Source organism: Streptomyces sp. NPDC002130 (assembly GCF_040296465.1).
Taxonomy (GTDB): Bacteria; Actinomycetota; Actinomycetes; order Streptomycetales; family Streptomycetaceae; genus Streptomyces.
In genome coordinates this window covers 1-22,679 of the sequence record NZ_JBEOXI010000029.1, presented here as the reverse complement: position 1 = coordinate 22,679, position 22,679 = coordinate 1, and the positions used below count along the sequence as shown (strand labels likewise).

26 protein-coding genes are annotated in these 22,679 nt (G+C 72.2%); 19 read left to right on the top strand and 7 right to left on the bottom strand.

Translation table 11 applies throughout. The features are described 5' to 3' along the window. Positions 1 to 20 precede the first annotated feature (20 nt). Positions 21 to 539 (top strand): DUF4240 domain-containing protein, encoded by a 519-nt coding sequence (locus ABT116_RS08030; protein ID WP_351629531.1) that lies wholly within the window; start codon positions 21 to 23, stop codon positions 537 to 539. On the opposite strand, the gene ABT116_RS08025 is transcribed toward ABT116_RS08030, so the two are convergent. After that, positions 540 to 767, bottom strand: a complete 228-nt coding sequence (locus ABT116_RS08025; RefSeq protein ID WP_351629476.1) for a hypothetical protein — start codon at positions 765 to 767, stop codon at positions 540 to 542. A gap of 52 nt (positions 768 to 819) precedes the next feature. Beyond that, positions 820 to 1,683, bottom strand: coding sequence for a peptidoglycan recognition protein family protein (locus tag ABT116_RS08020; RefSeq protein ID WP_502983839.1), 864 nt, complete (start codon positions 1,681 to 1,683; stop codon positions 820 to 822). Positions 1,684 to 1,871: 188 nt separating this feature from the next. Between ABT116_RS08020 and ABT116_RS08015 the strand changes: the two genes are divergently transcribed. Then, on the top strand, positions 1,872 to 3,056 hold the full coding sequence (locus ABT116_RS08015; RefSeq protein ID WP_351629473.1) for a MarP family serine protease: 1,185 nt from the start codon (positions 1,872 to 1,874) through the stop codon (positions 3,054 to 3,056). A 7-nt stretch (positions 3,057 to 3,063) separates the two neighbouring features. On the opposite strand, the gene ABT116_RS08010 is transcribed toward ABT116_RS08015, so the two are convergent. Next, positions 3,064 to 3,561, bottom strand: a complete 498-nt coding sequence (locus tag ABT116_RS08010) for a GNAT family N-acetyltransferase (protein WP_351629471.1) — start codon at positions 3,559 to 3,561, stop codon at positions 3,064 to 3,066. 71 nt (positions 3,562 to 3,632) lie between these two features. Between ABT116_RS08010 and ABT116_RS08005 the strand changes: the two genes are divergently transcribed. Together ABT116_RS08005 and ABT116_RS08000 are read left to right on the top strand one after the other, a co-directional pair. Beyond that, a complete protein-coding gene (locus ABT116_RS08005; RefSeq protein WP_351629469.1) occupies positions 3,633 to 4,535 on the top strand; it encodes a TIGR01777 family oxidoreductase in 903 nt (300 codons plus the stop codon). A 281-nt stretch (positions 4,536 to 4,816) separates the two neighbouring features. Further along, positions 4,817 to 6,223 carry an NAD(P)/FAD-dependent oxidoreductase gene (locus tag ABT116_RS08000; protein WP_351629466.1) on the top strand — a complete coding sequence of 469 codons (1,407 nt, stop codon included), beginning with the start codon at positions 4,817 to 4,819 and terminating at the stop codon, positions 6,221 to 6,223. 67 nt (positions 6,224 to 6,290) lie between these two features. Here the strand turns inward: ABT116_RS08000 and ABT116_RS07995 are convergent, their stop codons facing one another. Beyond that, entirely contained in the window at positions 6,291 to 7,769 is a 1,479-nt protein-coding gene (locus ABT116_RS07995) for an NsdA family TPR-like regulatory protein (protein WP_351629464.1), read from the bottom strand. A 238-nt stretch (positions 7,770 to 8,007) separates the two neighbouring features. On the opposite strand from ABT116_RS07995, the gene lipB reads away from it, so the two are divergent. From lipB to ABT116_RS07975, 4 genes are all read left to right on the top strand, one after another. After that, positions 8,008 to 8,850, top strand: coding sequence for a lipoyl(octanoyl) transferase LipB (gene lipB, locus ABT116_RS07990; protein ID WP_351629463.1), 843 nt, complete (start codon positions 8,008 to 8,010; stop codon positions 8,848 to 8,850). Between the two features lie 133 nt (positions 8,851 to 8,983). Beyond that, positions 8,984 to 9,970, top strand: a complete 987-nt coding sequence (gene lipA / locus ABT116_RS07985) for a lipoyl synthase (RefSeq protein WP_351629461.1) — start codon at positions 8,984 to 8,986, stop codon at positions 9,968 to 9,970. 261 nt (positions 9,971 to 10,231) lie between these two features. Next, positions 10,232 to 10,435 (top strand): SCO2195 family GlnR-regulated protein, encoded by a 204-nt coding sequence (locus ABT116_RS07980; RefSeq protein ID WP_030837456.1) that lies wholly within the window; start codon positions 10,232 to 10,234, stop codon positions 10,433 to 10,435. A gap of 75 nt (positions 10,436 to 10,510) precedes the next feature. After that, positions 10,511 to 11,212, top strand: a complete 702-nt coding sequence (locus tag ABT116_RS07975; RefSeq protein WP_351629458.1) for a DUF4191 domain-containing protein — start codon at positions 10,511 to 10,513, stop codon at positions 11,210 to 11,212. A gap of 112 nt (positions 11,213 to 11,324) precedes the next feature. On the opposite strand, the gene ABT116_RS07970 is transcribed toward ABT116_RS07975, so the two are convergent. Next, positions 11,325 to 11,792 (bottom strand): RDD family protein, encoded by a 468-nt coding sequence (locus ABT116_RS07970; RefSeq protein WP_351629456.1) that lies wholly within the window; start codon positions 11,790 to 11,792, stop codon positions 11,325 to 11,327. Positions 11,793 to 12,002: 210 nt separating this feature from the next. Here ABT116_RS07970 and glnA point away from each other — a divergent pair, with 210 nt between their 5' ends. The 8 genes from glnA to ABT116_RS07930 all read left to right on the top strand — a co-directional run bounded on the left by glnA (position 12,003) and on the right by ABT116_RS07930 (position 18,883). Continuing rightward, on the top strand, positions 12,003 to 13,412 hold the full coding sequence (gene glnA, locus ABT116_RS07965) for a type I glutamate--ammonia ligase (RefSeq protein ID WP_351629454.1): 1,410 nt from the start codon (positions 12,003 to 12,005) through the stop codon (positions 13,410 to 13,412). 109 nt (positions 13,413 to 13,521) lie between these two features. Further along, positions 13,522 to 13,788: an SCO2583/SCO2584 N-terminal domain-containing protein gene (locus tag ABT116_RS07960; RefSeq protein WP_351629452.1), complete on the top strand. Its 267-nt coding sequence runs from the start codon at positions 13,522 to 13,524 to the stop codon at positions 13,786 to 13,788. A gap of 13 nt (positions 13,789 to 13,801) precedes the next feature. After that, the gene (locus ABT116_RS07955; protein WP_351629450.1) at positions 13,802 to 13,975 is read left to right on the top strand and encodes a hypothetical protein; all 174 of its coding nucleotides are present in this window, start codon (positions 13,802 to 13,804) and stop codon (positions 13,973 to 13,975) included. Between the two features lie 11 nt (positions 13,976 to 13,986). Beyond that, positions 13,987 to 14,358 carry a cupin domain-containing protein gene (locus ABT116_RS07950; RefSeq protein WP_351629448.1) on the top strand — a complete coding sequence of 124 codons (372 nt, stop codon included), beginning with the start codon at positions 13,987 to 13,989 and terminating at the stop codon, positions 14,356 to 14,358. Positions 14,359 to 14,454: 96 nt separating this feature from the next. Then, positions 14,455 to 15,372 carry a zinc metalloprotease HtpX gene (gene htpX, locus ABT116_RS07945; RefSeq protein ID WP_351629445.1) on the top strand — a complete coding sequence of 306 codons (918 nt, stop codon included), beginning with the start codon at positions 14,455 to 14,457 and terminating at the stop codon, positions 15,370 to 15,372. Between the two features lie 7 nt (positions 15,373 to 15,379). Continuing rightward, positions 15,380 to 15,964, top strand: coding sequence for a PspA-associated protein PspAB (pspAB, locus tag ABT116_RS07940; protein ID WP_351629442.1), 585 nt, complete (start codon positions 15,380 to 15,382; stop codon positions 15,962 to 15,964). Positions 15,965 to 16,005: 41 nt separating this feature from the next. After that, positions 16,006 to 17,628 (top strand): alpha/beta fold hydrolase, encoded by a 1,623-nt coding sequence (locus ABT116_RS07935; RefSeq protein ID WP_351629439.1) that lies wholly within the window; start codon positions 16,006 to 16,008, stop codon positions 17,626 to 17,628. Between the two features lie 67 nt (positions 17,629 to 17,695). After that, positions 17,696 to 18,883 carry a winged helix DNA-binding domain-containing protein gene (locus ABT116_RS07930; protein WP_351629437.1) on the top strand — a complete coding sequence of 396 codons (1,188 nt, stop codon included), beginning with the start codon at positions 17,696 to 17,698 and terminating at the stop codon, positions 18,881 to 18,883. A 129-nt stretch (positions 18,884 to 19,012) separates the two neighbouring features. Here the strand turns inward: ABT116_RS07930 and ABT116_RS07925 are convergent, their stop codons facing one another. Next, entirely contained in the window at positions 19,013 to 19,639 is a 627-nt protein-coding gene (locus ABT116_RS07925) for a TetR/AcrR family transcriptional regulator (protein WP_351629434.1), read from the bottom strand. 103 nt (positions 19,640 to 19,742) lie between these two features. On the opposite strand from ABT116_RS07925, the gene ABT116_RS07920 reads away from it, so the two are divergent. After that, entirely contained in the window at positions 19,743 to 20,798 is a 1,056-nt protein-coding gene (locus ABT116_RS07920) for an aldo/keto reductase (protein ID WP_351629432.1), read from the top strand. Positions 20,799 to 20,852: 54 nt separating this feature from the next. Here ABT116_RS07920 and ABT116_RS07915 read toward each other — a convergent pair whose 3' ends face one another. Further along, a complete protein-coding gene (locus ABT116_RS07915; protein ID WP_033312582.1) occupies positions 20,853 to 21,167 on the bottom strand; it encodes a hypothetical protein in 315 nt (104 codons plus the stop codon). Between the two features lie 228 nt (positions 21,168 to 21,395). Between ABT116_RS07915 and ABT116_RS07910 the strand changes: the two genes are divergently transcribed. After that, a complete protein-coding gene (locus tag ABT116_RS07910) occupies positions 21,396 to 21,755 on the top strand; it encodes an arsenate reductase family protein (RefSeq protein ID WP_351629430.1) in 360 nt (119 codons plus the stop codon). 119 nt (positions 21,756 to 21,874) lie between these two features. Next, a complete protein-coding gene (locus ABT116_RS07905) occupies positions 21,875 to 22,561 on the top strand; it encodes an SCO2207 family protein (RefSeq protein ID WP_351629427.1) in 687 nt (228 codons plus the stop codon). The last annotated feature ends 118 nt before the right edge of the window (positions 22,562 to 22,679 follow it).

Here is a 22,679-nt window from a genome sequence, read left to right as displayed (position 1 = left end):
GGGCCGATGCTTGACCCGTGATGGACGAGACGGAGTTCTGGGAGCTGGTGGACGACGCCCGGGAGGCCGCCGAGGGCGACCCGGAGGAGCAGGCCGACCTGCTCGTGGACCGGCTCGCCCAGCTGGATCCGGACTCGGTCCTGGACTTCGCCCGGCACTTCGAGTCCCGCTACAACCGCGCCTACCGCTGGGACCTGTGGGGCGCCGCCTGGGTGCTGCTCGACGGGGCGAGCGACGACGCCTTCGACTTCTTCCGGTGCTGGCTGATCGGCCAGGGGCGCGAGGTGTTCGAGGGCGCCGTGCACGACCCGGACGCGCTCGCCGAGCTGCTGGACGACTTCGACGAGGAGATCGACGGCGACGGGGAGGAGCTCGGCTACGCGGCGGACGAGGCCTACGAGCAGCTCACCGGGGTGGTCGCCCCCGATCTGGAGATCGCGCCGGCGCCCCCGGAGCCGGAGGGCACGCCGCTCGACTTCGAGAACGAGGGGCTGCTCGCCGAGCGCTACCCGCGCCTGTGGCAGCGCTTCAGGGGCTGATCAGGCGGCCCGGCGGCGGCCTGTGTCGGACGCGATGTACGCGTGGGTCCCCTCGGCCCGCACCGCGTGGTGCAGGGGGGCGGCGTTGGCCTGGTCGAGGGCGGACGCGGTGACCGCGGCCGGGCCCAGGACGACGGTCACGACCGCGCAGAGCACCGCCCAGGGGCCGCACGTGCTCCCCGTCCGCACGTCCGTGTTCCCCGGGGCCTTCGTACGACCGTTGTTCATGGTCCCACCTTCGGTCGGATCTCTGTGGGCACGACCGTAGGGGGCCGGGATCTCAGGACGCTGCGCGTTCGCTGTGGCCTCGCTGTGGACCGTCCGGCCGTCCCTGGAGACGGGCCGCGAGCTGTCTGATCTCGGGCAGGCGGGCGTGCAGGGCGGCGCCCGGGCAGCTGGTCATGTAGCCGTCGTTGTGGCCCGCGAGGGCGGGCAGCCGGGCTGTGGTGCCGGCCGCGTACCGGCTCAGGCCGTTGCTGGAGACCAGGCGGACGTCCGAGCGCGGGTCGGTGCCGCTCAGGCCCAGTTTCCAGGCGGACAGCGCGGCGATCGCGCGGATCATGGGCTGCGGCACGGGCATGCCCTCGGTGAAGGTGCCGAGGGCGGCGATGCCCGTGGTGCGGTGGTTGAAGCCCTGGGTGTGGGCGCCGGTGACGGCGCGCTCCACGCCCCCGGCGCGGCCCTCGTAGATGGTGCCGCAGCGGTCGACGACGAAGTTGTAGCCGATGTCGTCCCAGTCGCGGGTGCCGGTCTGGCCGGTGTAGAGGTCCCGGATGATGCGGGGCGCGTCGGAGCAGTCGTAGCCGTTGGGCGAGTCGGTGTGGTGGACGAAGACGGCGGCGACCCGGTCGTCATAGCGCGGGCGTGGCTGCGCGCGGGCGGCGTCGCCCAGCCAGTGCGCCCGGGGCTCGATGGGCGGGCGCGGGGCGGTGTAGGACGTGGCCGGGGAGCGGGGCGGGGCGGCGCGGGAGCCGGTGTCGGCGGCGTTCTCCACGCCGTGGGCGCACAGGAGCAGCGCGACGACGGCGGCGGCGCCCGGCAGGCAGCCGAACAGCACACGGACCGCGCGCGGCAGGCCGGCTGTGCCGGGTGTCCCGTCGGCGGAGCGCCTGCGTGCGCCCCGCCGCCTTCGGAAGACACGCATGGTCCCACTGTCGGCCTGATGCGGTCCGTCCGCGATGTGTGATGTGCCACCCGGTGGAACCATCGTCACGGTCCGCGTCGTTTTTCCCTGTGCACGCCCGCGACCGATTCCGATCACCCGTGCGCGTGTGACTGATCACCGGGCCCTCCCCCCGCGTATTAAGGGGTTCCGAGAGAAAGGCGGCGTGCGTGGACCTGCTCGACATCCTGCTGTTGCTGGTCGTCCTGGCCTACGCGGCGTCCGGGTACCGGCGCGGGCTGGTGGCCGGCTGTGTGTCGCTGGCGGGCTTCGTGGGCGGTGCGGTCGTCGGCGTGTGGATCCTGCCGTGGGTCATGGACCTGGTGGAGGCGGGCACGACGCGGGCGACGCTGACGGCTGTGTTCACGGTGCTGCTCCCGGCGGTGGTGGGGCACGAGCTGGCGGGGCGCCTGGCGCTGCGGCTGCGGCGGGAGCTGGACCGGGGGCCTCTGCGGGTTGCGGACGGGATCGGCGGGGCGGTGGCCAACGCGGTGGCCGTGCTGATCGTGGCGTGGGTGGCCGCGAGCGTCCTGGGCGCGTCCTCGTCGCCGCTGGTCACCTCGGCGATCCGGGACTCGCGGCTGCTCGGCGCCGTGCAGCGGACGATGCCGGACACCACTCCGGCCTGGTTCTCGGGGGCCACGTCCGCGCTGACGCAGGCGGGCTTCCCGCAGGTCTTCAACCCCTTCGAGAACGAGTCGACGGCCGAGGTCGCCAAGCCGACCGGCGACAGCGTCACGGCGGCCGCCACCGACGCGGCCAAGCGGAGCACGGTGAAGGTGGAGGGCGTCGCGGGCACCCAGGGGCGCGAGGGCAGCGGGTTCGTGTACGCGCGCGAGCGCGTGATGACCAACGCCCATGTGGTGGCGGGCATCGACGAGCCGACCGTGCAGATCGGCGGCGTCGGGCGGACGTACGAGGCGCGGGTGGTGCTCTTCGACCCGCAGAAGGACGTGGCGGTGCTGTACGTGCCGGGCCTCAGGGCGCCCGTGCTGCGGTTCCATGACGACGCCGAGCGCGGTGACTCGGCGGTCGTCGCCGGCTATCCGCAGGACGGCGATCTGAACCTCCAGGCGGCGACGGTCGCGAACCGGGTGCGGGCCACGGGCCAGAACATCTACAACGACGGGACGGCCACCCGGGAGATCTACTCGATCCGCTCCACGGTCCGCCCGGGCAACTCCGGCGGCCCGCTGCTCACCACGGACGGCCGGGTGTTCGGCGTGGTCTTCGCCCGCTCCACCTCGGACGCCGAGACGGGCTACGTCCTGACGGCGGACGAGGTCGCCTCCGACGCGCGGCGCGCAGCGGGTGCGACGGCGCCGGTGGACACGGGAGAGCTGGCCGCGTCGTAGCCCCCGCTCACAGGAAGCGCCCCATCACCACGTCGTCGACGTAGGTCCCGTCGAGCAGGAACTCCTCGGGCATGATCCCCTCGACCACGAACCCCTCGGCCGCGTAGAGCGCCCGGGCCGGGGTGTTGTGCCCGAGGACGCGCAGGGTGATGCGGCGGGCGCCGCGCCGGCGGGCCTCGTCGACGGCGGCCCGGACCAGTGCCCGCCCGACCCCGCGGCCGCGCGCCTCCTCGGCGACGGCGAGGCCCTGGATCTGGCGGACGTGCCGGTTCGAGTCGAGCGGAGTGGGGAAACCGAGGAGGACATAGCCCGCGAGACGGTCACCGAGCTCGGCGACCAGGCAGTCCTCGGGGGCGTACCGCTCGCTGAAGAAGGGAGCGTAGGGCGGCTGCGGCTCGGGCTTCACCGCGTGCAGGGGCGACCAGGCGAGCCGGTCGAGCAGGGCCAGCTCGTCGCCGTCCTCGGTGCGGGCGGTGCGGATGCGCGGTTCGGGGAGCTCGGGCATGGGCGTCACCCTACGGTGAGCGGGTCGAGGCCTTGCAGGGGTTTTACGGGGCCACCCGGCAGGATGGATTCATGGAACATTCAAGATTCGCGGTGGCGGGTGCGTCCGGGCTCATCGGCAGCGCCCTGGTACGGTCCCTGACCGCCGACGGACACGAGGTGCGCCGCCTGGTACGCGGCACGCCCCGCTCGGACGGGGAGGTCCGCTGGGACCCCGAGGGCGGTCGGGTGGACGCGGCCGGGCTCGCCGGGTGCCACGCGGTGGTGAACCTGGCCGGGGCCGGGGTCGGCAACCGGCGCTGGACGGATGCCTACAAACGGCGGATCCGCGACAGCCGGGTGAACGGCACGGCGGCCCTCGCCGAGGCGGTCGCGTCGCTGGACGCGAAGGACCGGCCGCGGGTCTTCGTGAACGGCAGCGCCATCGGCTACTACGGCGAGACCGGACAGCGCACGGTCGACGAGAGCGCGTCCGCGGGAGAGGGGTTCCTGCCCGAGCTGTGCGTCGAGTGGGAGGGAGCCACCGCGCCCGCCCAGGAGGCCGGTGTCCGCACGGTGTTCACCCGGACCGGTCTGGTCGTCTCCCGCGAGGGCGGCGCCTGGGGGCGGCTGTTCCCGCTGTTCCGGGCGGGGGCCGGCGGGCGGATGGGCGACGGGCGGCAGTACTGGTCGTTCGTCGCGCTGCACGACGAGGTCGCCGCGATCCGGCATCTGATCGACACCGACGGCCTGTCCGGGCCGTTCAACATCACCGCGCCGAACCCCGTGACGAACCGTGAGATCACGGCGGCGATGGGGCGTGTGCTGCACCGCCCGACCCTGTTCCCGGTGCCCGCGAGCGTCCTGCGGACCGTGCTGGGCGAGATGGCCGGGGACGTCCTCGGCAGTGCCCGGGTGCTGCCCACGCGTCTGCTGGAGTCGGGCTTCCGGTTCGCCTTCCCGGAGATCGAGGGAGCGATCAGGGCGGCACTGTGACGGCTCCCCGCCCCGCCGGGACCTGACGGTCCGCGCACACCGGCCGCCTGTCCGGGATCCGACCGGCCGTTCCGAGACACCTCCCCGATCCGCACACCAGCCTCCTGCGACCACTTGATGCCCACAAGGCGTCCGAATGCGACCGCCGTGCGACCGTGCCCTGCCGATGCGCGACTCCCGCCGACCGATCACGGTCCTACCCTCGACCAGAACTCGCGTATCCCTGCGGCCTGTTGAGGGCATGACGTCTCCAGCGCCCGCGCAACCTCGAGGAGGGGCACGTGCTTGAGCCCGCGTACCAGGCGGACGTGGTCGTCGTGGGGGCCGGGGTCGCCGGACTCTCGGCCGCGCACCGGCTGACCAGCGCAGGAGTGACCACCATGGTCCTGGAGGCCGCCCACGGGGTCGGCGGCCGCATGGCGACGGAGAAGGTCGACGGCTTCCGGCTCGACAGGATCGGCCAGTTGCTGTCCACCGCATATCCAGAACTACGACTGACACCCGGTCTCGACGGGCTGGTGCTGCGGCCCTTCGCGCCCGGTGTCCTGCTGCACGGCGGCGGACGCCACCACCGTGCCGGCGTCCAGCCGGGCTCAGGGGGCGCAAGGGGCGCACTGCACGCGGTTCGCGCGCTGGCGAGTGCGCCCCGGTCGCCGTCCGCTCCGAGGCCGCCACGGAGGCCGGTGGCGGTGCCCGGCCGGCAGGTCTCGGTCCCCCGCAGCCGGCCCGGCGCTCCGCTGGGCACGGCCGTCGACCAGGCCAGGCTCGGCGCCGCCCTGACCCGGCTGGCGGGCACACCGGCCGAACGGCTGCTGGCCCGCCCGGAGTTGCCCGCCGGGGAGGCCCTGGCCGCGCGCGGGCTGCCCGCCCGTACGATCGACGGCTTCCTGCGTCCGCTGCTCGCCGCCCTGCTGTGCGACCCGGGCCTGACGACGTCCAGCCGGTGCGCGGACCTCGCGCTGCGCGCCTTCGCGCGGGGCCGGTTGTGCCTGCCGGAGGGCGGCGCGGAGGCCCTGCCGGAGCAGCTGGCGCGCACGCTGCCGCCGGGCACGGTGCACACCGGTGTGCGCGTCACCTCCGTCTCGACGACCTCGGTGACCACCGCGGAGCACGGTGAGATCCGGTGCAGGGCGGTTCTGGTGGCGACGGGCGCGCGCGCCGCCGCCGAGCTGCTGCCCGGGCTGCGGGTGCCGGAGTTCCACCCGGTGACGGTGGTGCACCACACGACCGACGAGCCACCGGGAACAGGCGCGTCACTGCTGCTCGACGCGGACCTCGGCGGGCCGGTCGCGCACACGGCGGTGGTCAGCCAGGTCGACCCGACCCGGGCGCCGGCGGGGCGGTCGCTGGTGTCGTCGACGGTGCTCGGGCGGCCCACCGGGGACGTCGACACCGCTGTGCGCATGCATCTGGCGCGGTTGTACGGGGTGTCGACGGCCCGGTGGGAGACGCTGGCCGTGCACCGGACGGTGGAGGCGGTGCCGGCGATGCGGCCGCCGCACGATCTGCGGCGGCCGGTGCGGTTGATCGCCGGGCTGTATGTGTGTGGAGATCACCGCGACACCAGTACGGTCCAGGGCGCTCTGCACTCCGGGCATCGGGCGTCCGCGGCGATCTTGGCGGACTTGAGGGTCGGGCGGTCCATGCACGTTGCCGATCCGCTGCCCAGCGTGCCACGGGCTGCTTAGGTGCTCCTCGGGTGCCGGAGCGTCGGGGCTCGTCGCGCAGTCCCCGCGCCCCTGAAAGCAGGGCACCTCAGCCGAGGGCCGCTACTTTGTCGCGGTAACTCCGCACCGGCGCCGCGTCCTTGTACGGCTCCAGTCGTCGCTCGAAGTCCCTCACGTACTCCACCGCCCGCACCGAGCGCATCTCGGCCGCCTGGCCCGCCGCCTCCGCGGCCAGCTGGCAGGCCTGGTCGAGTTCGCCGAGGCCCAGGCGGGCGGTGGCGAGGACCACGCGGCAGAAGAGGCGGCTGCGGGCGTAGGAGGGGGCCCGCAGCTGGAGTGAGCGCTCGGCGTGCTGGGCGGCGGCGCGGAACTGCTGCAGGTCGCGGTGGCAGTGGCCGAACTCGTCGGCGAGCTGGGCCTCGTCGAAGAACTTCGCCCAGTGCGGCACGTCGTCGCCGGGCCGGGCCGTCTCCAGCGCGCGTTCGGCCCGGACGAGGGCGGCGGTGCAGGCCCGGACCTCGCCGAGGACTCCGTGCCCACGTGCCTCGGAGGCGTGCAGCAGGGCCTGGACGACGGGCGGACCGGAGGTGCCGACGCCCTGCTGGGCCACCCGGGCGAGCTGGACGGCCTCCCGCCCGTGCCCGAGGTAGACGGCCTGGCGGCTCATGGTGACCAGCACGTAGGCCCCGTACGTGCGGTCCCCGGCCGCCTGGGCGAGCCGCAGCGCCTGCACGAAGTAGCGCTGGGCGAGTCCGTGCGCGGCGATGTCGTACGAGGTCCAGCCGGCGAGCCGGGTCAGGTCGGCGGCGGCCGCGAACAGCCGGCGGCCGGTCTGTTCGCCGTAGGTGCCGCGCAGCATGGGCTCGCACTCGTGCTCCAGGTAGCGCACGAGGGCCTGGCGGGCGTGGCCGCCGCCGTAGGCGTCGTCGAGGGTGCGGAAGAGTTCGCCGACCGAGCGCAGGGCGGCGATGTCGCCGGCGGTGACCTTCTGGCCGGGTCCCCGTTCGGCCTGTCCGCGCCGGCGGGGCAGGGACGGGGAGCCCTGCTCGGTCGTGGCCGTGGGGCGGAGCGTGGGGCGGCCCTGCGCCGGGATGCGGGACACCGGCATCTCGCCCCGGGCGACCTTCTCGTCGGCCCGGCCGATCAGCCAGTCCCGGCTGGGCACGACGAGCCCGGCCGGGGTGAAGGCAATCTTGCGGAGTTCGGCGTGGCTGCCGGAGTCCTTGCGCCACAGTCCGCTGACGATGTCGACGGCCTCCTCGGGGGTGGCGGCGAACTCCAGCCCCGCGTAGACGGGGGCGCAGGCGTCCAGGCCGAGGTCCTGGGCGGTGAGGCGTCGGCCCAGGCGCCGGGTGAAGACCTCGGCGATCAGGGCCGGGGTGGTGCCTCTGGGCTGCTGACCGCGCAGCCACCGGGTGACGGATGTCTTGTCGTATCTCAGATCAAGCCCGTGTTCGAGACCGAGCTGGTCCACGCGACGGGCGAGTCCCGCGTTGGAGAACCCCGCTTCTGCGATGAGCGCGGCGAGCTGTCGGTTGGGGGTGCGCTGCGCGGGTCGTTCCGTCATCTGCGGTGCGGTCTCCTGCCTTCCGGCCTTCGTGATGTGCGCGGATTGCCTGTGAGCAGGCCTTATGCCTTGCTGAACGGCGCGAATGTAGCGGAGAGTAAGCACCCCATCACACATTTTCGGGGACATTCATCCGATCGTGTGAGGATTGCCCCCGGGACTGACGCGTCCGGGCCGGACGTACAGTGGCCAGGGCGCGATACGTGCCTTACACACCCGTTCGAGGGAGGCGCTTGCCGTGAGTGAGTTGCGGTTCGTCCGCATGGGGTTCGGCGACGAGGCCGTCGAGTACCAGGAGGCGTGGGACGAGCAGCGCCGGGTGCACGCGGCGCGCTTCGCGGACGAGATCCCCGACACCGTGCTGCTCCTGGAGCACCCCCCGGTCTACACGGCCGGCCGGCGCACGGCGGACAACGAGCGGCCCCTCGACGGCACGCCCGTCATCGACGTGGACCGCGGCGGCAAGATCACCTGGCACGGCCCCGGCCAGCTGGTGGGCTACCCGATCCAGAAGCTCCCGCGCCCGGTGGACGTCGTGGCGCACGTACGCCGCCTGGAAGAGGCCCTGATCCGCGTCTGCGCCGATTTCGGCCTGGCGACGAGCCGGGTCGAGGGCCGCAGCGGTGTGTGGATCCTGGGCGACCCGGTCGAGCGGCGCCCCGCCTGGGGGTCCCCCCGGCCGGAGGTTGGGGGAGGACTGTCGCTGGACTTCGACCCCCGGCTGCACGACGAGGAGTTCGACCCGCGCATGAACGGCCCGGAGTACGCGCCGTCCAACGCGGGCCAGCGCCGGGAGGACCGCAAGATCGCCGCGATCGGCATCCGCGTGGCCAAGGGCGTGACCATGCACGGCTTCGCGCTCAACGTGAACCCCGACAACAAGTGGTTCGACCGGATCATCCCGTGCGGCATCCGCGACGCGGGCGTCGCCTCGCTGGCCGGCGAGCTCGGCCGGGACGTGACGATCGAGGAGGTCCTGCCGGTCGTCGAGCGTCACCTGCGGGAGGTCCTGGAGAACGCGGAGCTGAAGCCCCGGGAGATCGAGAAAGCACCGGCAGCCGTCAGCCCGTCCGGCGTTTGAGGACGAGGCCCTCAAGGGCCGGAGCGGGGGCCCGGGGGCGGCAGCCCTCAGGGGCCAGGAGACCACCGCCGGGTTTCAAATCAACGGGCGTACGCTAGAGGACGCCGAAGAATCAATCGCTAGGGAGCCGGTCGTGTCCGCAGTCGCACCCGACGGACGCAAGATGCTGCGCCTGGAGGTCCGCAACAGCCAGACCCCCATCGAGCGCAAGCCCGAGTGGATCAAGACCCGGGCGAAAATGGGTCCCGAGTACACCGCGATGCAGAAGCTCGTGAAGAGCGAGGGCCTGCACACGGTCTGCCAGGAAGCCGGCTGCCCCAACATCTACGAGTGCTGGGAGGACCGCGAGGCGACCTTCCTCATCGGCGGCGACCAGTGCACCCGGCGCTGCGACTTCTGCCAGATCGACACCGGCAAGCCCGAGGCGCTCGACCGCGACGAGCCCCGCCGCGTCGGCGAGTCCGTGGTCACGATGGACCTGAACTACGCCACGATCACCGGCGTCGCCCGCGACGACCTGGAGGACGGCGGCGCCTGGCTCTACGCCGAGACCGTGCGCCAGATCCACCAGCAGACCGAGGGGCGCGAGGCCGGACGTACGAAGGTCGAGCTGCTGGCCCCCGACTTCAACGCGGTTCCCGAGCAGCTGGCGGAGGTCTTCTCGTCCCGGCCCGAGGTCTTCGCGCACAACGTCGAGACGGTCCCGCGGATCTTCAAGCGCATCCGCCCCGGCTTCCGCTACGAGCGCTCCCTGAAGGTGATCACCGAGGCGCGTGACTACGGCCTGATCACCAAGTCGAACCTGATCCTCGGCATGGGCGAGACCCGCGAGGAGGTCAGCGACGCGCTGAAGCAGCTGCACGAGGCGGGTTGCGAGCTGGTCACCATCACGCAGTACCTGCGGCCCTCCGTGCGCCACCACCCGGTGGAGCGCTGGGTCAAGCCGCACGAGTTCGTGGAGCTCAAGGAGGAGGCCGAGCAGATCGGTTTCTCCGGCGTGATGTCCGGGCCGCTGGTGCGCTCCTCGTACCGCGCCGGGCGGCTCTACCAGATGGCCATGGAGCAGCGTTCGGCCGCTCCGCGGCGGGCGGACGGGCACATCGCGGCGCAGGCCGTCTGACGAACCGTCACCACCCCTGCCCACCAAGGGGCGGGACAAGCGTGTGAATTCGCGCACAAGAGACTACCCGCCGGTAGCGGCTGATTCGACGCGGTCCTGACCGTCCTCGCAGATGAGGGCACATGTCAGGACCGCGTCGGCGTTCCACCACTCCCCGCCAGGGCTTCATGGGTGTTTGACCGGCCGGTCACGCCCTGGTAACACCAATCAGTGACGCTGAACTCACAGCACGTACACCCGTACCGAGGGGGGACCTCACCCATGCAGGCCGCGCCGCCCGTCCGCGCCACCGCGATCCCGTCCTTCACGACCGCCCTGCGTGCCGTCGAGTCGCTGCTGATGAGCAGCGGTCAGCGCACGGCCCGCCGCAACGCCTGGACCTCCGTGCTGGAGGACCGCCGTCGTGCCAAGGACCGGGTCGAGACGCAGCGCGTCATCGAGCAGTCCCTGTCCGTCCGCCCCTGACCCCGGGCCCTCCCCCAGGGGCACCCGCGGACACTGCCGTCGTCGGGGCTTGTGGGGCCACGTAGACTTCGTGGCATGGCGAGGAAGGAACCTGCAGCGGACGCTGCGAATGCCGGGCGACTGAAGCAGATCGCCCTGACCTACAAGATGACCCGCAGGGCCGACAAGAAGATCGGTCTTGTACTCGCGGCAGTCGGAATTGTCACCTTCGGTGTCTTCCTCGCGATCGGTTTCTTGATCGGTCACCCCATCTATCTCGGCATCCTGGGCCTCCTGCTCGCCTTCCTCGCGTCGGCGATCGTGTTCGGGCGCCGGGCCGAGCGGGCCGCCTTCGGGCAGATGGAGGGACAGCCCGGTGCCGCGGCGGCGGTGCTCGACAACATCAGCCGGGGCTGGACGACGACCCCCGCGGTGGCGATGAACCGCAACCAGGACGTGGTGCACCGCGCGGTCGGCAAGGCCGGCATCGTCCTGGTCGCCGAGGGCAACCCGAACCGGGTGAAGACCCTGCTCGCCGCCGAGAAGCGGAAGATGAACCGCATCGTCGCGGACGTCCCGGTGCACGATCTGGTCGTGGGCACGGGCGAGGGCCAGGTCGAGCTGAAGAAGCTGCGGACGACCATGCTGAAGCTCCCGCGCGTGCTGACCGGCCCGCAGGTCACGGCCACCAACGACCGGCTGCGCGCGCTCGGTGACCTGATGAGCAACATGCCGCTGCCGAAGGGGCCGATGCCGAAGGGCATGCGCCTGCCGAAGGGCGGGCCGAAGGCTCGCTGACACCCGCACACGACATGAACGAGGGGCGCCCGGATCACACCGGGCGCCCCTCGTTCGTGTCGGTCTTCGTCCTTGCCGGTTCGAGCTTCGTCCTTGCCGGTTCGAGCTTCGGTCAGATGCGGACCTCGACCGTGCCGGCCAGCCGGTCGTGCAGGCCCCGGCCGTCGCGGTCCCAGATCAGCGCAGGGATCGCCAGGAAGAGCAGGACCGTACGCAGGGCGGCGCGCCACGGGCTGACCCGGCCGGTGTCCAGGGCGAGCACCCGCAGGCCGAGGAGGCGCTTGCCGGGGGTGAAGCCGATCGTGCCGACCGTGAGGACCATCAGCGCGAACATGATGAGCGGCGCCCAGATCTGGGCCGCCTCGTTGTAGCTCTGCGTGATGAGACCGTATGCGATCAGGAGACACAGACCCCAGTCGACGGCGAGGGCACCGAGCCGGCGGCCCGGGCGGGCGATCGAGCCGGGTCCCTCCTCGGGCAGACCGAGCTGCTCACCCCGGTATCCGAAGTCGACACCGGCCTCTTCCGCGGCCGCGCGGGGCCCGGAAAGCCACGATCCGAGTGCTTGCCTGTTGTCCACCCGTCCACGGTACTGCGCCCGTAAATGACCAGGGCACGGCGGGGTGTGTCCGGACTACGGTGGAGGGTGAGCCGGTTAACTTGTGCGAAACAAATGAGTCACGCCCGAGAAACCACCCGTCCCTAGGGTCGAGGTCAGCGTGTGCCACCCGCACTGGCAGCACGAACGAACTACCACCCCGGCGGGACGGTCGGGAGTAGGAGGAGCTGGATGTTCCAGAACGCCGACGAGGCCAAGAAGTTCATCGCGGACGAGGACGTCAAGTTCATCGACGTCCGCTTCTGCGACCTGCCGGGCGTGATGCAGCACTTCACGATCCCTGCATCGGCCTTCGACCCGGCCGAGGAGCTCGCCTTCGACGGCTCCTCGATCCGCGGCTTCCAGGCCATCCACGAGTCCGACATGGCGCTGCGCGCGGACCTGTCGACCGCCCGGGTCGACCCGTTCCGCCGCGACAAGACCGTCAACATCAACTTCTTCATCCACGACCCGATCACGGGTGAGCAGTACTCCCGTGACCCGCGCAACGTGGCGAAGAAGGCCGAGGCCTACCTCGCCTCCACCGGGATCGCCGACACGGCGTACTTCGGTCCGGAGGCCGAGTTCTACGTCTTCGACAGCGTCCGCTTCGCGACCAGCGCGAACGAGTCCTTCTACCACATCGACTCCGAGGCCGGCGCGTGGAACACCGGCGCCCTCGAGAACAACCGTGGTTACAAGGTCCGCTACAAGGGTGGCTACTTCCCGGTCCCGCCGGTCGACCACTTCGCCGACCTGCGTGCCCAGATCTCCCTGGAGCTGGACCGTGCCGGCCTGCAGGTGGAGCGCCAGCACCACGAGGTGGGCACCGCCGGCCAGGCCGAGATCAACTACAAGTTCAACACGCTGCTCGCCGCGGCCGACGACCTGCAGCTCTTCAAGTACATCGTGAAGAACGTGGCGTGGCAGAACGGCAAGACCGCGACCTTCATGCCGAAGCCGATCTTCGGTGACAACGGCTCGGGCATGCACGTCCACCAGTCGCTGTGGACCGGCGGCCAGCCGCTGTTCTACGACGAGGCCGGTTACGCGGGCCTGTCGGACACCGCCCGCTACTACATCGGCGGCATCCTCAAGCACGCTCCGTCGCTGCTGGCCTTCACCAACCCGACGGTGAACTCGTACCACCGCCTGGTGCCGGGCTTCGAGGCGCCGGTGAACCTGGTGTACTCGCAGCGCAACCGCTCCGCCGCGATGCGTATCCCGATCACGGGCTCGAACCCGAAGGCCAAGCGCGTCGAGTTCCGCGCGCCCGACTCCTCCGGCAACCCGTACCTGGCCTTCTCGGCGCTGCTGCTGGCCGGTCTGGACGGCATCAAGAACAAGATCGAGCCGGCCGAGCCGATCGACAAGGACCTCTACGAGCTGGCCCCCGAGGAGCACGCGGGCGTCCCGCAGGTCCCGACCTCACTCCCGGCCGTCCTCGACTCCCTCGAGGCCGACCACGAGTTCCTCCTCCAGGGCGACGTGTTCACGCCGGACCTGATCGAGACGTGGATCGACTACAAGCGCACGAACGAGATCGCGCCGCTGCAGCTGCGTCCGCACCCGCACGAGTTCGAGCTGTACTTCGACGTGTGATCGACGCCTGATCGAGGTATCACGCCCGCGCCCCCGCTGTTGTTCCGACAGCGGGGGCGCGGGCGTTTGTTCTATTCTTGGGTGAGGACCTCACGGGGGTGGAGCGGGGATGCCCGAGCACGAACAGGACGACCAGGAGCGCGAGTTCGACCTCAGATGGGCGGACGGGGCCGAGCACAAGGAGCCCTCGGCCAGGGCCCGGATGCTCGCCGCGCGCTGGAAGCACGACCCGCCCGGGCCGGTGCCGTTCCGTGCCGACCCGGAGCACGTCGGCTCCCGCCGCCGCTCCTCCTGGATCTCGACCGCCGTGGTGCTGGGCTGCGTGGCGGCGGTGATCGTGCTGCTGGGGTACATCAACTTCCGGGCGCCGTATTAGACACCCTGCGGTCATGGCCACGGCCGCGCTGCTGCCGTCCGCCGCGCTGCTGCCCGAGGCGTGGTTGCGGGAGCGGCTCGCAGCGGAGCGGCCCCGGCACGTCCATGTCGCCGCGCTCCGGCTCGCCGAGGCGAGAGGCTGGGGCGTGCGTGCGCGCGTCGGTCGCGGGGCCGGGGCGGGCTGCTAGCGTCCGGCGGCGTGAGTGACAGTGTGTACGTGGGGAACGCCGGCAAGGACGCGGCGCTGGACCGGGGCTGGATTCTCGGGCATTTCAAGGACGCCGGGGATCCGCGGCACAGCGAGGACGTGGAGATCAAGTGGGGTGTGCATCCTCCGGGTGACGAGCGGGCGCAGTGGGTGCGGGGTGAGGCGCGTACCGCGCTGCTCGTGCTGATCAGCGGGCGGTTCCGGGTGGAGCTGCCCGGGCGCAGTGTGCTGCTGGAGCGGCAGGGGGACTATGTCGTGTGGGGGCGCGGCGTCGATCACTCGTGGGTCGCCGAGGAGGAGTCGGTCGTGCTGACGGTGCGGTGGCCGTCCGTGCCCGGTTATGCGGTGGCCGCGGGCGAGTGACGCCTTTGCCCGCTCTGGGGATGCGCACGACCCGTTCATGAGCGGGGCCGGTGCACACTGGCGGTGGGACGAGTGCGTGACTGCGGGGTGAGGCAGATGCACAGCCGCTTCCGGAGCGACCGGCGGTTGACCACCCGCATGGGTGTCACGCTGTTCCTGCTCGGGCTGTTGTACGTGGGGTTCGTCGCCGCGTTGATCGTGCTGCTGAAGTCGTGGGTGCTCGTCGTGGTGATCGCGGCGGCGCTGCTCGGCTCGCAGTACTGGTTCTCCGATCGGATCGCGCTGTACGCCATGCGCGGGCGGGTCGTGGAGCGGGAGGAGTATCCCGAGTTGCACGGCGTCGTGGACCGGCTGTGTGCCATCGCCGACATGCCCAAGCCGGTGGTCGCCGTGTCCGAGATGGACATGCCGAACGCGTTCGCGACCGGGCGGAACCCCGATCACGCGGTGGTCTGTGTGACGACCGGCCTGCTGCGGCGGCTGGAGCCGGCCGAGCTGGAGGGCGTTCTAGCCCACGAGCTCTCGCACGTGGCGCACAAGGACGTCGCCGTGATCACGGTCGCGTCGTTCCTCGGGGTGATCGCCGGGCTGCTCGTGCGGTTCGCCTTCTACTCGCAGCTGTTCGGCAGCGGCAGGAGGGACCAGAACACGGCGGCGGTCTTCGCCGCCGTGATGGGCGTGTCCGCCGCCGTGTACGCGCTCAGCTTCCTGTTGATCCGGGCCCTGTCGAGGTACCGGGAGCTGGCCGCGGACCGGGCGGCGGCCCTGCTCACCGGCCGCCCCTCGGCATTGGCCTCCGCGCTCACCAAGGTCTCCGGCGACATCGCCCGCATCCCGACCAAGGACCTGCGCACGGCCCAGGCCTTCAACGCCTTCTACTTCACACCGGCGCTGGGCCGTGAGCCCGGCGTCGCACGGCTCTTCTCGACCCACCCGAGCCTGGAGCAGCGGCTCGACCAGCTGGGCCGGATCTCCGCCGAGCTGGGCGAGGCGGCGGCACCGGGAGGGGGGTGACCGCCGCATGGGGCTGCTGGACATCCTGCTCGGCCGGACGAAACCGGTCGTGGCGGACCTCGACCGGCTCTTCGCGCTGCCCTCGGCGGCCGTGACCTTGGAGGCGGCGGCCGGCTTCACGCCGACCGGCCGGGGCGCGGTCTGCTTCGCCTCGGTCGAGGGCGCGGCCTTCGAGCAGTCCCACCGCGAAGTGCAGGCGCTGCTGGACGCCGACATCGACCGCGACGGACCGCCGGTGGAGCTGCGGCGGGACGACTACGGCTACTCCTGGCTGGTCTCGCGCCGTGCCCCCGCCCGGCTCTCCGACCTCGTGAACGACCTGCACGCCGTGAACAGCCAGATGGAGGTCAACGGGTTCGGCCCCCAGCTGCTGTGCTCGCTGGCCGGGTTCGAGGACTCCTCCGGCCGGCGGCTCGCGCTGGTCTACCTCTACAAGCGCGGCACCTTCTATCCGTTCGCGCCCCTGCCGGACGGGACGCAGCGGCGCGACAACGCACTCGAACTGCAGGTGCGGGCCGCGCTCTCCGGCGATCTGCGCATCGAGCAGGACCTGGGCCGCTGGTTCCCGGTGTGGGGGGCGCCGGGACTGTGAACTCCCCTCATGGGCCGTGGGTCACGTGAGTGAATGGCCGGATGAGCGAGCTGATCCCTTTCACGCACGTCGTCGGCGGCGAACGGCTCAAGGGGCTGTCGACCGGCGGCGGTGCGCCGGCCCGGGCGACGGTCGTCCTGCTGCACGGCGCGGGCAACGGCAGCAAGGAGCGACTGGTGCCGTGGCTGGCGGAGTTCGCCGCCCACGGCTGTCACGCCCTCGCCTTCGACTTCTCGGGACACGGGGAGAGCACCGGTCTGCTGCGGGAGCTGAGCCTGCGCCGCCGTTTCGAGCAGGCCGTCTCCGTCATCGACGCCCGCGCGCGGGTGGACGCGCCGCTGGTCCTGGTCGGGTTCAGCATGAGCGGCCACACGGTGGCGGATCTCGTGCGGCACTACGGGGACCGGGTGGCGGCCCTGGGGCTGTGCGCGCCGGCCGTGTACGCGGGCGAGGCGTGGGACGTGCCGTTCGGCGCGGGCGACGGGCGGTTCAGCGAGCTCATCCGCCGCCCCGGGAGCTGGCGCGCCTCCCCCGCCCTCGACGTGCTGCGGGCGTACGAGGGGCGGGCCGTGCTGGTCGTGCCGGGCACGGACGAGGTCATTCCGCCTGCCGTGACGGAGGCCCTCTCCGAGGCGCTGGCCCGTCGCGCGCAGTTCACCCACCGGGTACTCCCCGACGCCGGGCACCGCTTGGGCCTGTGGCTCCGTGATCACCCCGACGACCGGCGCGAGTTCGTCACCGCGGTCCTGACCGGGCTCGGTGAGCAGGGCTGGACGGCGACCCGTGGGTGGGTGGCCAAGCAGCTTCCCGAAGGCCGTACCGTCGACAAGTCGGCTTTTCTGACCGGTGGCTGGAGCGCCCAGATGCGGCGGCTCACCCTCGACGACGGCACCGAACTGGCCCTGCGGACCTTCGTGAAGCCCTTCTTCCGGCGGCACGCGCCCGGGCTGCTGGCCCGCGAGGCGGAGGTTCTCGCGCTGCTGGCGCAGCAGGAGGGCGTGCCGGCCCCCGAGCTGATCGGCGTCGACGCGACGGGCGAGCACTGCGACCATCCGTCCCTGCTGATGTCCGTCCTGCCGGGGCGGGTCCGGGTCGACGAGCAGGACCTCGACGCCCGGGTGGAGCTGCTCGCGGCCCAGCTGGCGCGGATCCACCGGGTCGTCCCCCGGCAACGGCCGCGGGCGTACCAGACGTGGATCTCGCCGGCGGCGGTCCCGACGGGTTGGGAACGGGCGGGGCACGTCATCCGCCGCACTCCCCCGCCCTACGACGGCTGCTTCCTGCACCGGGACTTCCACCCCGGAAACGTGCTGTTCACGGGCTCGGGGACCGGCCTGCGGATCAGTGGGGTCGTCGACTGGGTGGAGACGTCGTGGGGGCCGGCCGACCTCGACGTCGCCCACTGCTCGACGGCGCTCGCGCTGCTGCACGGGCCGGAGTGCGGCCTCGGGTTCCGGGAGCGCTACGCGGCACAGGGCGGGCGGCGCCTGGCCGACGGCCCGGACCATCTGTACTGGCGGCTGCTCGACGCGCTGGCCTACGTACCCGACGCGGCGAAGCTCGCGGGGCCGTGGCGGGAGCTGGGGCGGTCCGATCTGACGCCGGAGGTCCTGGCCGGACGGCTGGAGGCGTATGTGACGGGGCTGCTGGAGCGGTATTCCTGAAACGACTGGCCGGTGGCGTCCGCTCTGACGCGGCCGGGCCGAAGGGACACGAGGAGTGGAGGCCGGCATGGGCGGCGGGGTGCGGTACATCGGCGTGGCGGAGCGGCGGGCCCGGCTCGCGCTGCGGCAGCGGCTGGCCGGGCAGGCACGGGCGGGGACACCCGAGGAGGTCGCCGGTTCGCTGGTCGCGCTGCACGGCACCGACCCGGCGACGGTGTACCTGGCCGTGGGCGCGCGGCTCGCCGACCCCGCGAGGACGGTGGAGGAGACCGGGCGGGCCCTGTACGACGACCGTCGTCTGGTGCGGATGCACGGCATGCGGCACACCGTGTTCGTGTTCCCCGGCGACCTGACCGCCGTCGTGCACGCCTCGACGGGGCTGGCCGTCGCCGCCCGGGAGAGGGCCTCGCTGCTCAAGCACATGGCGGCGGCCGGTGCGCCGGACGCGGCCTGGCTGAAGGAGGTCGAGGAGTCGACGCTGGCGGCGCTCGCCCGGCGCGGGCAGGCGACGGCCGCCGAACTCGCCGAGGACGAGCCGCGACTGCGGGAGCAGTTCGTGTACGCGGCCGGCAAGAGCTACGAGGGGCTGCACACGGTCTCGACCCGGCTGCTGAGGGTGCTGGGCGTGGAGGGGAAGGTCGTCCGCGGCCGGCCGGTCGGCTCGTGGACGTCGAGCCGGTTCCGCTGGGCGGTCGCGCCCGAGCATCCCGAGCTGGACACGGCCGGGGCGCAGGCCGAGCTGCTGCGGCGGTGGCTCGCCGCGTGCGGCCCGGCGACGGAGGCCGATCTGAAGTGGTGGACCGGGTGGCGCGTGACGGAGGTCCGCAAGGCCCTGGCCACGATCGGGGCGGAGGCGGTGTCGCTGGACGAGGGCACGGGGTACGTCACCGAGGGCGACGCCGACCCGGTCGCCGGGCCCGAGGGGCCCTGGGCGGCGCTGCTGCCCGGCCTCGATCCGACGGCGATGGGGTGGCAGCAGCGCGACTGGTACCTCGCGCCGGAGCTGCGGCCCCGGCTGTTCGACGGCAGTGGCAACGTCGGACCGACGGTGTGGTGGAACGGCCGGGTGGTCGGCGGCTGGGCGCAGCGGCCGGACGGGGAGATCGTCTGGCGGATCCTCGACGAGGAGGGCATCGGCGGGGACGCCCTCGCGGCGATCGAGTCGGAGGCGGAGCGGCTGAGCGGATGGCTGGACACGACCAGGATCACGCCGCGCTTCCGCACGCCGCTGGAGAAGGAGCTGGCGGCGGGCTGAACGGCGTCCCCCGGCAGCGCCCCTCAGGCCTTCCTCCCCTGCCCAGGACGTACACGCCCGCCCGCGCTTCCGCACGCCGCTGGAAAAAGAGCCGGCGACGGGCTGAACGGCGTCCCCTGGCAGCGCCCCTCAGGCCTTCCTCCCCCGGTCGGTGACGTACACGCCCGCTCGCGCCGCCGTCGCCGCGGCCTCGGCGGCCCGGGTGGCCGTGGCCTCGTCGAGCCGGTCCCCACTGATCAGCAGGCGGTAGTACAGCGGGGCGGACACCGCGCGGACCACCTCGTGCGCGTCGGTGCCTTCGGGCGCCTCGCCCCGGTCGACGGCCTGCCGGACACAGGGAGCCCACTCCCTGACGCGGATGTCGTAGAAGCGGTGCAGTGCCGCGGCCGTCCTCGCATCGCCGGCCGCGGCGGCGATCAGCGCCTTGAACAGCGGCCCCTGCCGTGGGTCCGTCAATGTGCGCCGGACCAGGAGGGCGTTGGCCGTCAGGTCGCCGAGCAGCGAGCCGGTCTCGGTGCGCGGCGCGGACTGCTCGGCCATGTCCTGGAGGAGGTCGGCCACGAGCGCTGCGACCGTCCCCCAGCGGCGGTAGACGGTCGTCTTGCCCACACCGGCGCGGCGAGCGACGTCGGCCAGGTCGAGGCCGGCGAAGCCCTGCTCGGTCAGGGCGTCCTCGGCTGCTCGCAGCACGGCCTCGCGCACCCGCGCCGTGCGCCCTCCGGGCCGTACGGTCCCCGGTTCGCCCCCGTCAGCCATAACGGCACTCCTGTTCCATTAGTGACCTCACCCTGCTACCTTAGTGACCACTAACGGAACCGCAGACCCGTTAACGAGGGGTCGCTGCCGAGAGGGGTTCGCAATGGAGTACAGGCGATTGGGCGCGTCCGGGCTCATGGTCCCGGCACTGAGCTTCGGAGCCGGCACCTTCGGTGGGCGAGGGCCGCTCTTCGGCGCGTGGGGCACCACCGACGCACAGGAGGCGCGCCGTCTGGTGGACATCTGCCTGGACGCCGGGATCACGATGTTCGACACCGCCGACGTCTACTCCGCCGGCGCCTCCGAGGAAGTGCTCGGAGAAGCCCTCGCGGGACGGCGTGACCAGGTGATCGTCTCCACCAAGACGAGCCTGCCGACGGGTGACGGACCGGGCGACGCGGGCTCCTCCCGCTCCCGGCTGATCCGCGCCTGCGAGGACGCCCTGCGCCGCCTCGGCACGGACCACATCGACCTCTTCCAGCTGCACGCCTTCGACGCCGGCACGCCGGTCGAAGAGGTGCTGTCCGCGCTCGACTCACTGGTCCGGGCGGGCAAGGTGCGCTACACCGGCGTCTCCAACTTCTCCGGCTGGCAGGTGATGAAGTCCCTCGCGGCCGCCGAGCGGCACGGCCGGCCGCGCTACGTGGCGCACCAGGTGTACTACTCCCTGATCGGCCGCGACTACGAGTGGGAGCTGCTGCCGCTCGCCCTCGACCAGGGCCTCGGCGCGATCGTCTGGAGCCCGCTCGGCTGGGGGCGCCTCACCGGCAAGGTCCGCCGCGGCACACCACTCCCGCCCGGCAGTCGCCTGCACCGCACCGTCGGCTACGGCCCGCCCGTCTCCGACGAGCACCTCTACGACGTCGTCGACGCACTGGACGAGATCGCGGAGGAGACGGGCAAGGCGGTGCCGCAGATCGCCCTCAACTGGCTGCTTCAGCGGCCGACCGTGTCCTCCGTCCTCATCGGCGCCCGGGACGAGCGGCAGCTGCGCCAGAACCTCGGCGCCGTCGGCTGGAGCCTCACCCCCGAGCAGGTGGCGAAGCTCGACGCGGCGAGCCACCGCCCGGCGCCCTACCCGTACTTCCCCTACGAGCGCCAGGAGGGCTTTGCCCGTCTGAACCCGCCGGTGTTCACGGCGCCCGGCCGGGCGGCATGAACGAGCGCCGGGCGCCCCGTCGTTCGGGGTGGCCGGCGCTCGGACCGGAACGGGTCAGCGGGCGTATCGCATGAACGCCCGCACCATGTGGCACGTCGTGTCCGACGGCGGGTGGACGCCGATCTGCTCCGCCGTGTCGCGGATCGTCTCGTTGCGGGCCTGGTTCGGCATGTAGACGCCCGAGTCGAGCAGGGCGATGGCCAGGCGCATCGCCTTGAGACGGCGGTTGTGCGTCACGTACCACTGGCGCGGCCGGCCCGGCGGCAGCGGCCGCTTCTCCACGGGCGCGTACGGCAGGTCGAGCAGGACGGGACGCTTCGCGGTGGACTGGGTGGGCAACGGCTTCGACTTCAGGGCGGCAGCGGGCACAGGCATCCTCCTGTCGCGGTCGGGCGGCTCACCGAGGACGTCGTCATCCCCGGCACCACCCTCGAACACTGCTTACAGTTTACCGCCCGGCACTGACAACAGGGAGTCCACAAGGCCCCGTAAAAGCCCTGGTGGGCATGGGAATTGGCACCGTGTCACGGCAGGTCCGCGAGGTACGGGAGGGGCGCCGGAAATTCGAACAAGCCGGTCGGCGCGTACCGTGTGCGCATGGAGATCTGGATCAATCCCGCGTGTTCGAAGTGCCGCAGCGCCCTGACGCTGCTCGACGCCGAGGGCGCCGACTACACCGTCCGCCGCTACCTGGAGGACGTGCCGAGCGAGGACGAGATCCGGGGCGTGCTCGAACGCCTCGGTCTCGAACCCTGGGACATCACCCGCACCCAGGAGGCCGACGCCAAGGAACTCGGAGTCAAGGAGTGGCCGAGGGACGCCGCCTCGCGCGACCGCTGGATCACCGCTCTCGCCGAGCACCCGAAGCTGATCCAGCGCCCGATCATCACGGCGGACGACGGTACGGCCGTGGTCGGCCGCACCGACGAGGCCGTGCGGGACGCCCTGTCACGCTGACCGGCCGCCACCCCTCGTGTGGTGCAGGTCACTTGAGTGACTCCTGCAACCGCTGAGTAACCTCGTTCGGTATCTCGTACATAGCGGCGTACCCTCCCCTACCTCTTCAGGAGGCGCGCATGTCGCGTAGGAGAACTCTCGGCACGAAGAAGAAGATCGCGCTGCTGGTGAGCGCGGCGACGGTGGCGGGAGGCGGGGCCTTCGTCATGGCGAGCACGTCGAACGCCGCTCCGACCCCCAAGTCGGCGTCGGAGTCGACGGTCTGTCTGGGTCTCGCCACCGCCCTCGGCAACAACCAGAAGTTCATCGCGGACCAGCGGGCCAACCCGGACGCGCAGTCCGAGGCGCGGATCGCCAACCGCGAGGCGGTCGTCGCGGAGATCAAGCGGAAGCAGGAGGCGTCGGGGTGCGCCGTCGGGGAGTCGGCTCAGGACTCCCAGACCGCGCAGCCGTCGCAGCCCGCCGAGGCGGCCCAGCCGCCCGCGGCCTCGGCCCAGCCGTCGCAGCCCGCCGAGTCCGCCCCCGCGGGAGACGCCGGGGGCGGTGCCGCCGCCTCCGGGCAGCAGGTGTGCAACGGCTCCACGGTCACGCTCTCCGGCGAGGGCGGTGCGCCCGCCGCGTCCAGCAACCAGTTCCCGGCCGGCACGAAGCTGAAGGTCACCAACCTGGACAACAACAAGTCCACGACGGTGGAGGTCACTTCGGTCTCCGGCAGCTGTGCGCTGCTCAACAACGCGGCCTTCGAACAGGTCCGTGAGCCCGGCAAGTTCCTGATCCGCCGGGCCCTGATCGAGAAGGTGGGGTGAGGCCTCACGCCCGAGTGAGTCGATGCCTACGGCGCTTGACGCGACGACTGTTCCCGTACGGCCGCTGGCAGGATTCGGCGTTGCGGCAGCCGGGGCTCGTGGTGACGAGCGATCACGA

Excerpts from the sequence above, each read along its gene's own strand:
- ABT116_RS07960 (WP_351629452.1), top strand. The coding sequence starts at position 13,522 with ATGCCCGAGCACGAACAGGACGACCAGGAGCGCGAGTTCGACCTCAGA.
- glnA (WP_351629454.1), top strand. The coding sequence starts at position 12,003 with ATGTTCCAGAACGCCGACGAGGCCAAGAAGTTCATCGCGGACGAGGAC.
- ABT116_RS08010 (WP_351629471.1), bottom strand. The coding sequence starts at position 3,561 with ATGCCCGAGCTCCCCGAACCGCGCATCCGCACCGCCCGCACCGAGGAC.
- ABT116_RS07925 (WP_351629434.1), bottom strand. The coding sequence starts at position 19,639 with ATGGCTGACGGGGGCGAACCGGGGACCGTACGGCCCGGAGGGCGCACG.
- ABT116_RS07920 (WP_351629432.1), top strand. The coding sequence starts at position 19,743 with ATGGAGTACAGGCGATTGGGCGCGTCCGGGCTCATGGTCCCGGCACTG.
- ABT116_RS07910 (WP_351629430.1), top strand. The coding sequence starts at position 21,396 with ATGGAGATCTGGATCAATCCCGCGTGTTCGAAGTGCCGCAGCGCCCTG.
- ABT116_RS08030 (WP_351629531.1), top strand. The coding sequence starts at position 21 with ATGGACGAGACGGAGTTCTGGGAGCTGGTGGACGACGCCCGGGAGGCC.
- ABT116_RS07980 (WP_030837456.1), top strand. The coding sequence starts at position 10,232 with ATGCAGGCCGCGCCGCCCGTCCGCGCCACCGCGATCCCGTCCTTCACG.
- ABT116_RS07930 (WP_351629437.1), top strand. The coding sequence starts at position 17,696 with ATGGGCGGCGGGGTGCGGTACATCGGCGTGGCGGAGCGGCGGGCCCGG.
- htpX (WP_351629445.1), top strand. The coding sequence starts at position 14,455 with ATGCACAGCCGCTTCCGGAGCGACCGGCGGTTGACCACCCGCATGGGT.
- ABT116_RS07975 (WP_351629458.1), top strand. The coding sequence starts at position 10,511 with ATGGCGAGGAAGGAACCTGCAGCGGACGCTGCGAATGCCGGGCGACTG.
- pspAB (WP_351629442.1), top strand. The coding sequence starts at position 15,380 with ATGGGGCTGCTGGACATCCTGCTCGGCCGGACGAAACCGGTCGTGGCG.
- ABT116_RS07955 (WP_351629450.1), top strand. The coding sequence starts at position 13,802 with ATGGCCACGGCCGCGCTGCTGCCGTCCGCCGCGCTGCTGCCCGAGGCG.
- ABT116_RS08025 (WP_351629476.1), bottom strand. The coding sequence starts at position 767 with ATGAACAACGGTCGTACGAAGGCCCCGGGGAACACGGACGTGCGGACG.
- ABT116_RS07905 (WP_351629427.1), top strand. The coding sequence starts at position 21,875 with ATGTCGCGTAGGAGAACTCTCGGCACGAAGAAGAAGATCGCGCTGCTG.
- ABT116_RS07995 (WP_351629464.1), bottom strand. The coding sequence starts at position 7,769 with ATGACGGAACGACCCGCGCAGCGCACCCCCAACCGACAGCTCGCCGCG.
- ABT116_RS07935 (WP_351629439.1), top strand. The coding sequence starts at position 16,006 with ATGAGCGAGCTGATCCCTTTCACGCACGTCGTCGGCGGCGAACGGCTC.
- ABT116_RS08020 (WP_502983839.1), bottom strand. The coding sequence starts at position 1,683 with ATGCGTGTCTTCCGAAGGCGGCGGGGCGCACGCAGGCGCTCCGCCGAC.
- ABT116_RS08005 (WP_351629469.1), top strand. The coding sequence starts at position 3,633 with ATGGAACATTCAAGATTCGCGGTGGCGGGTGCGTCCGGGCTCATCGGC.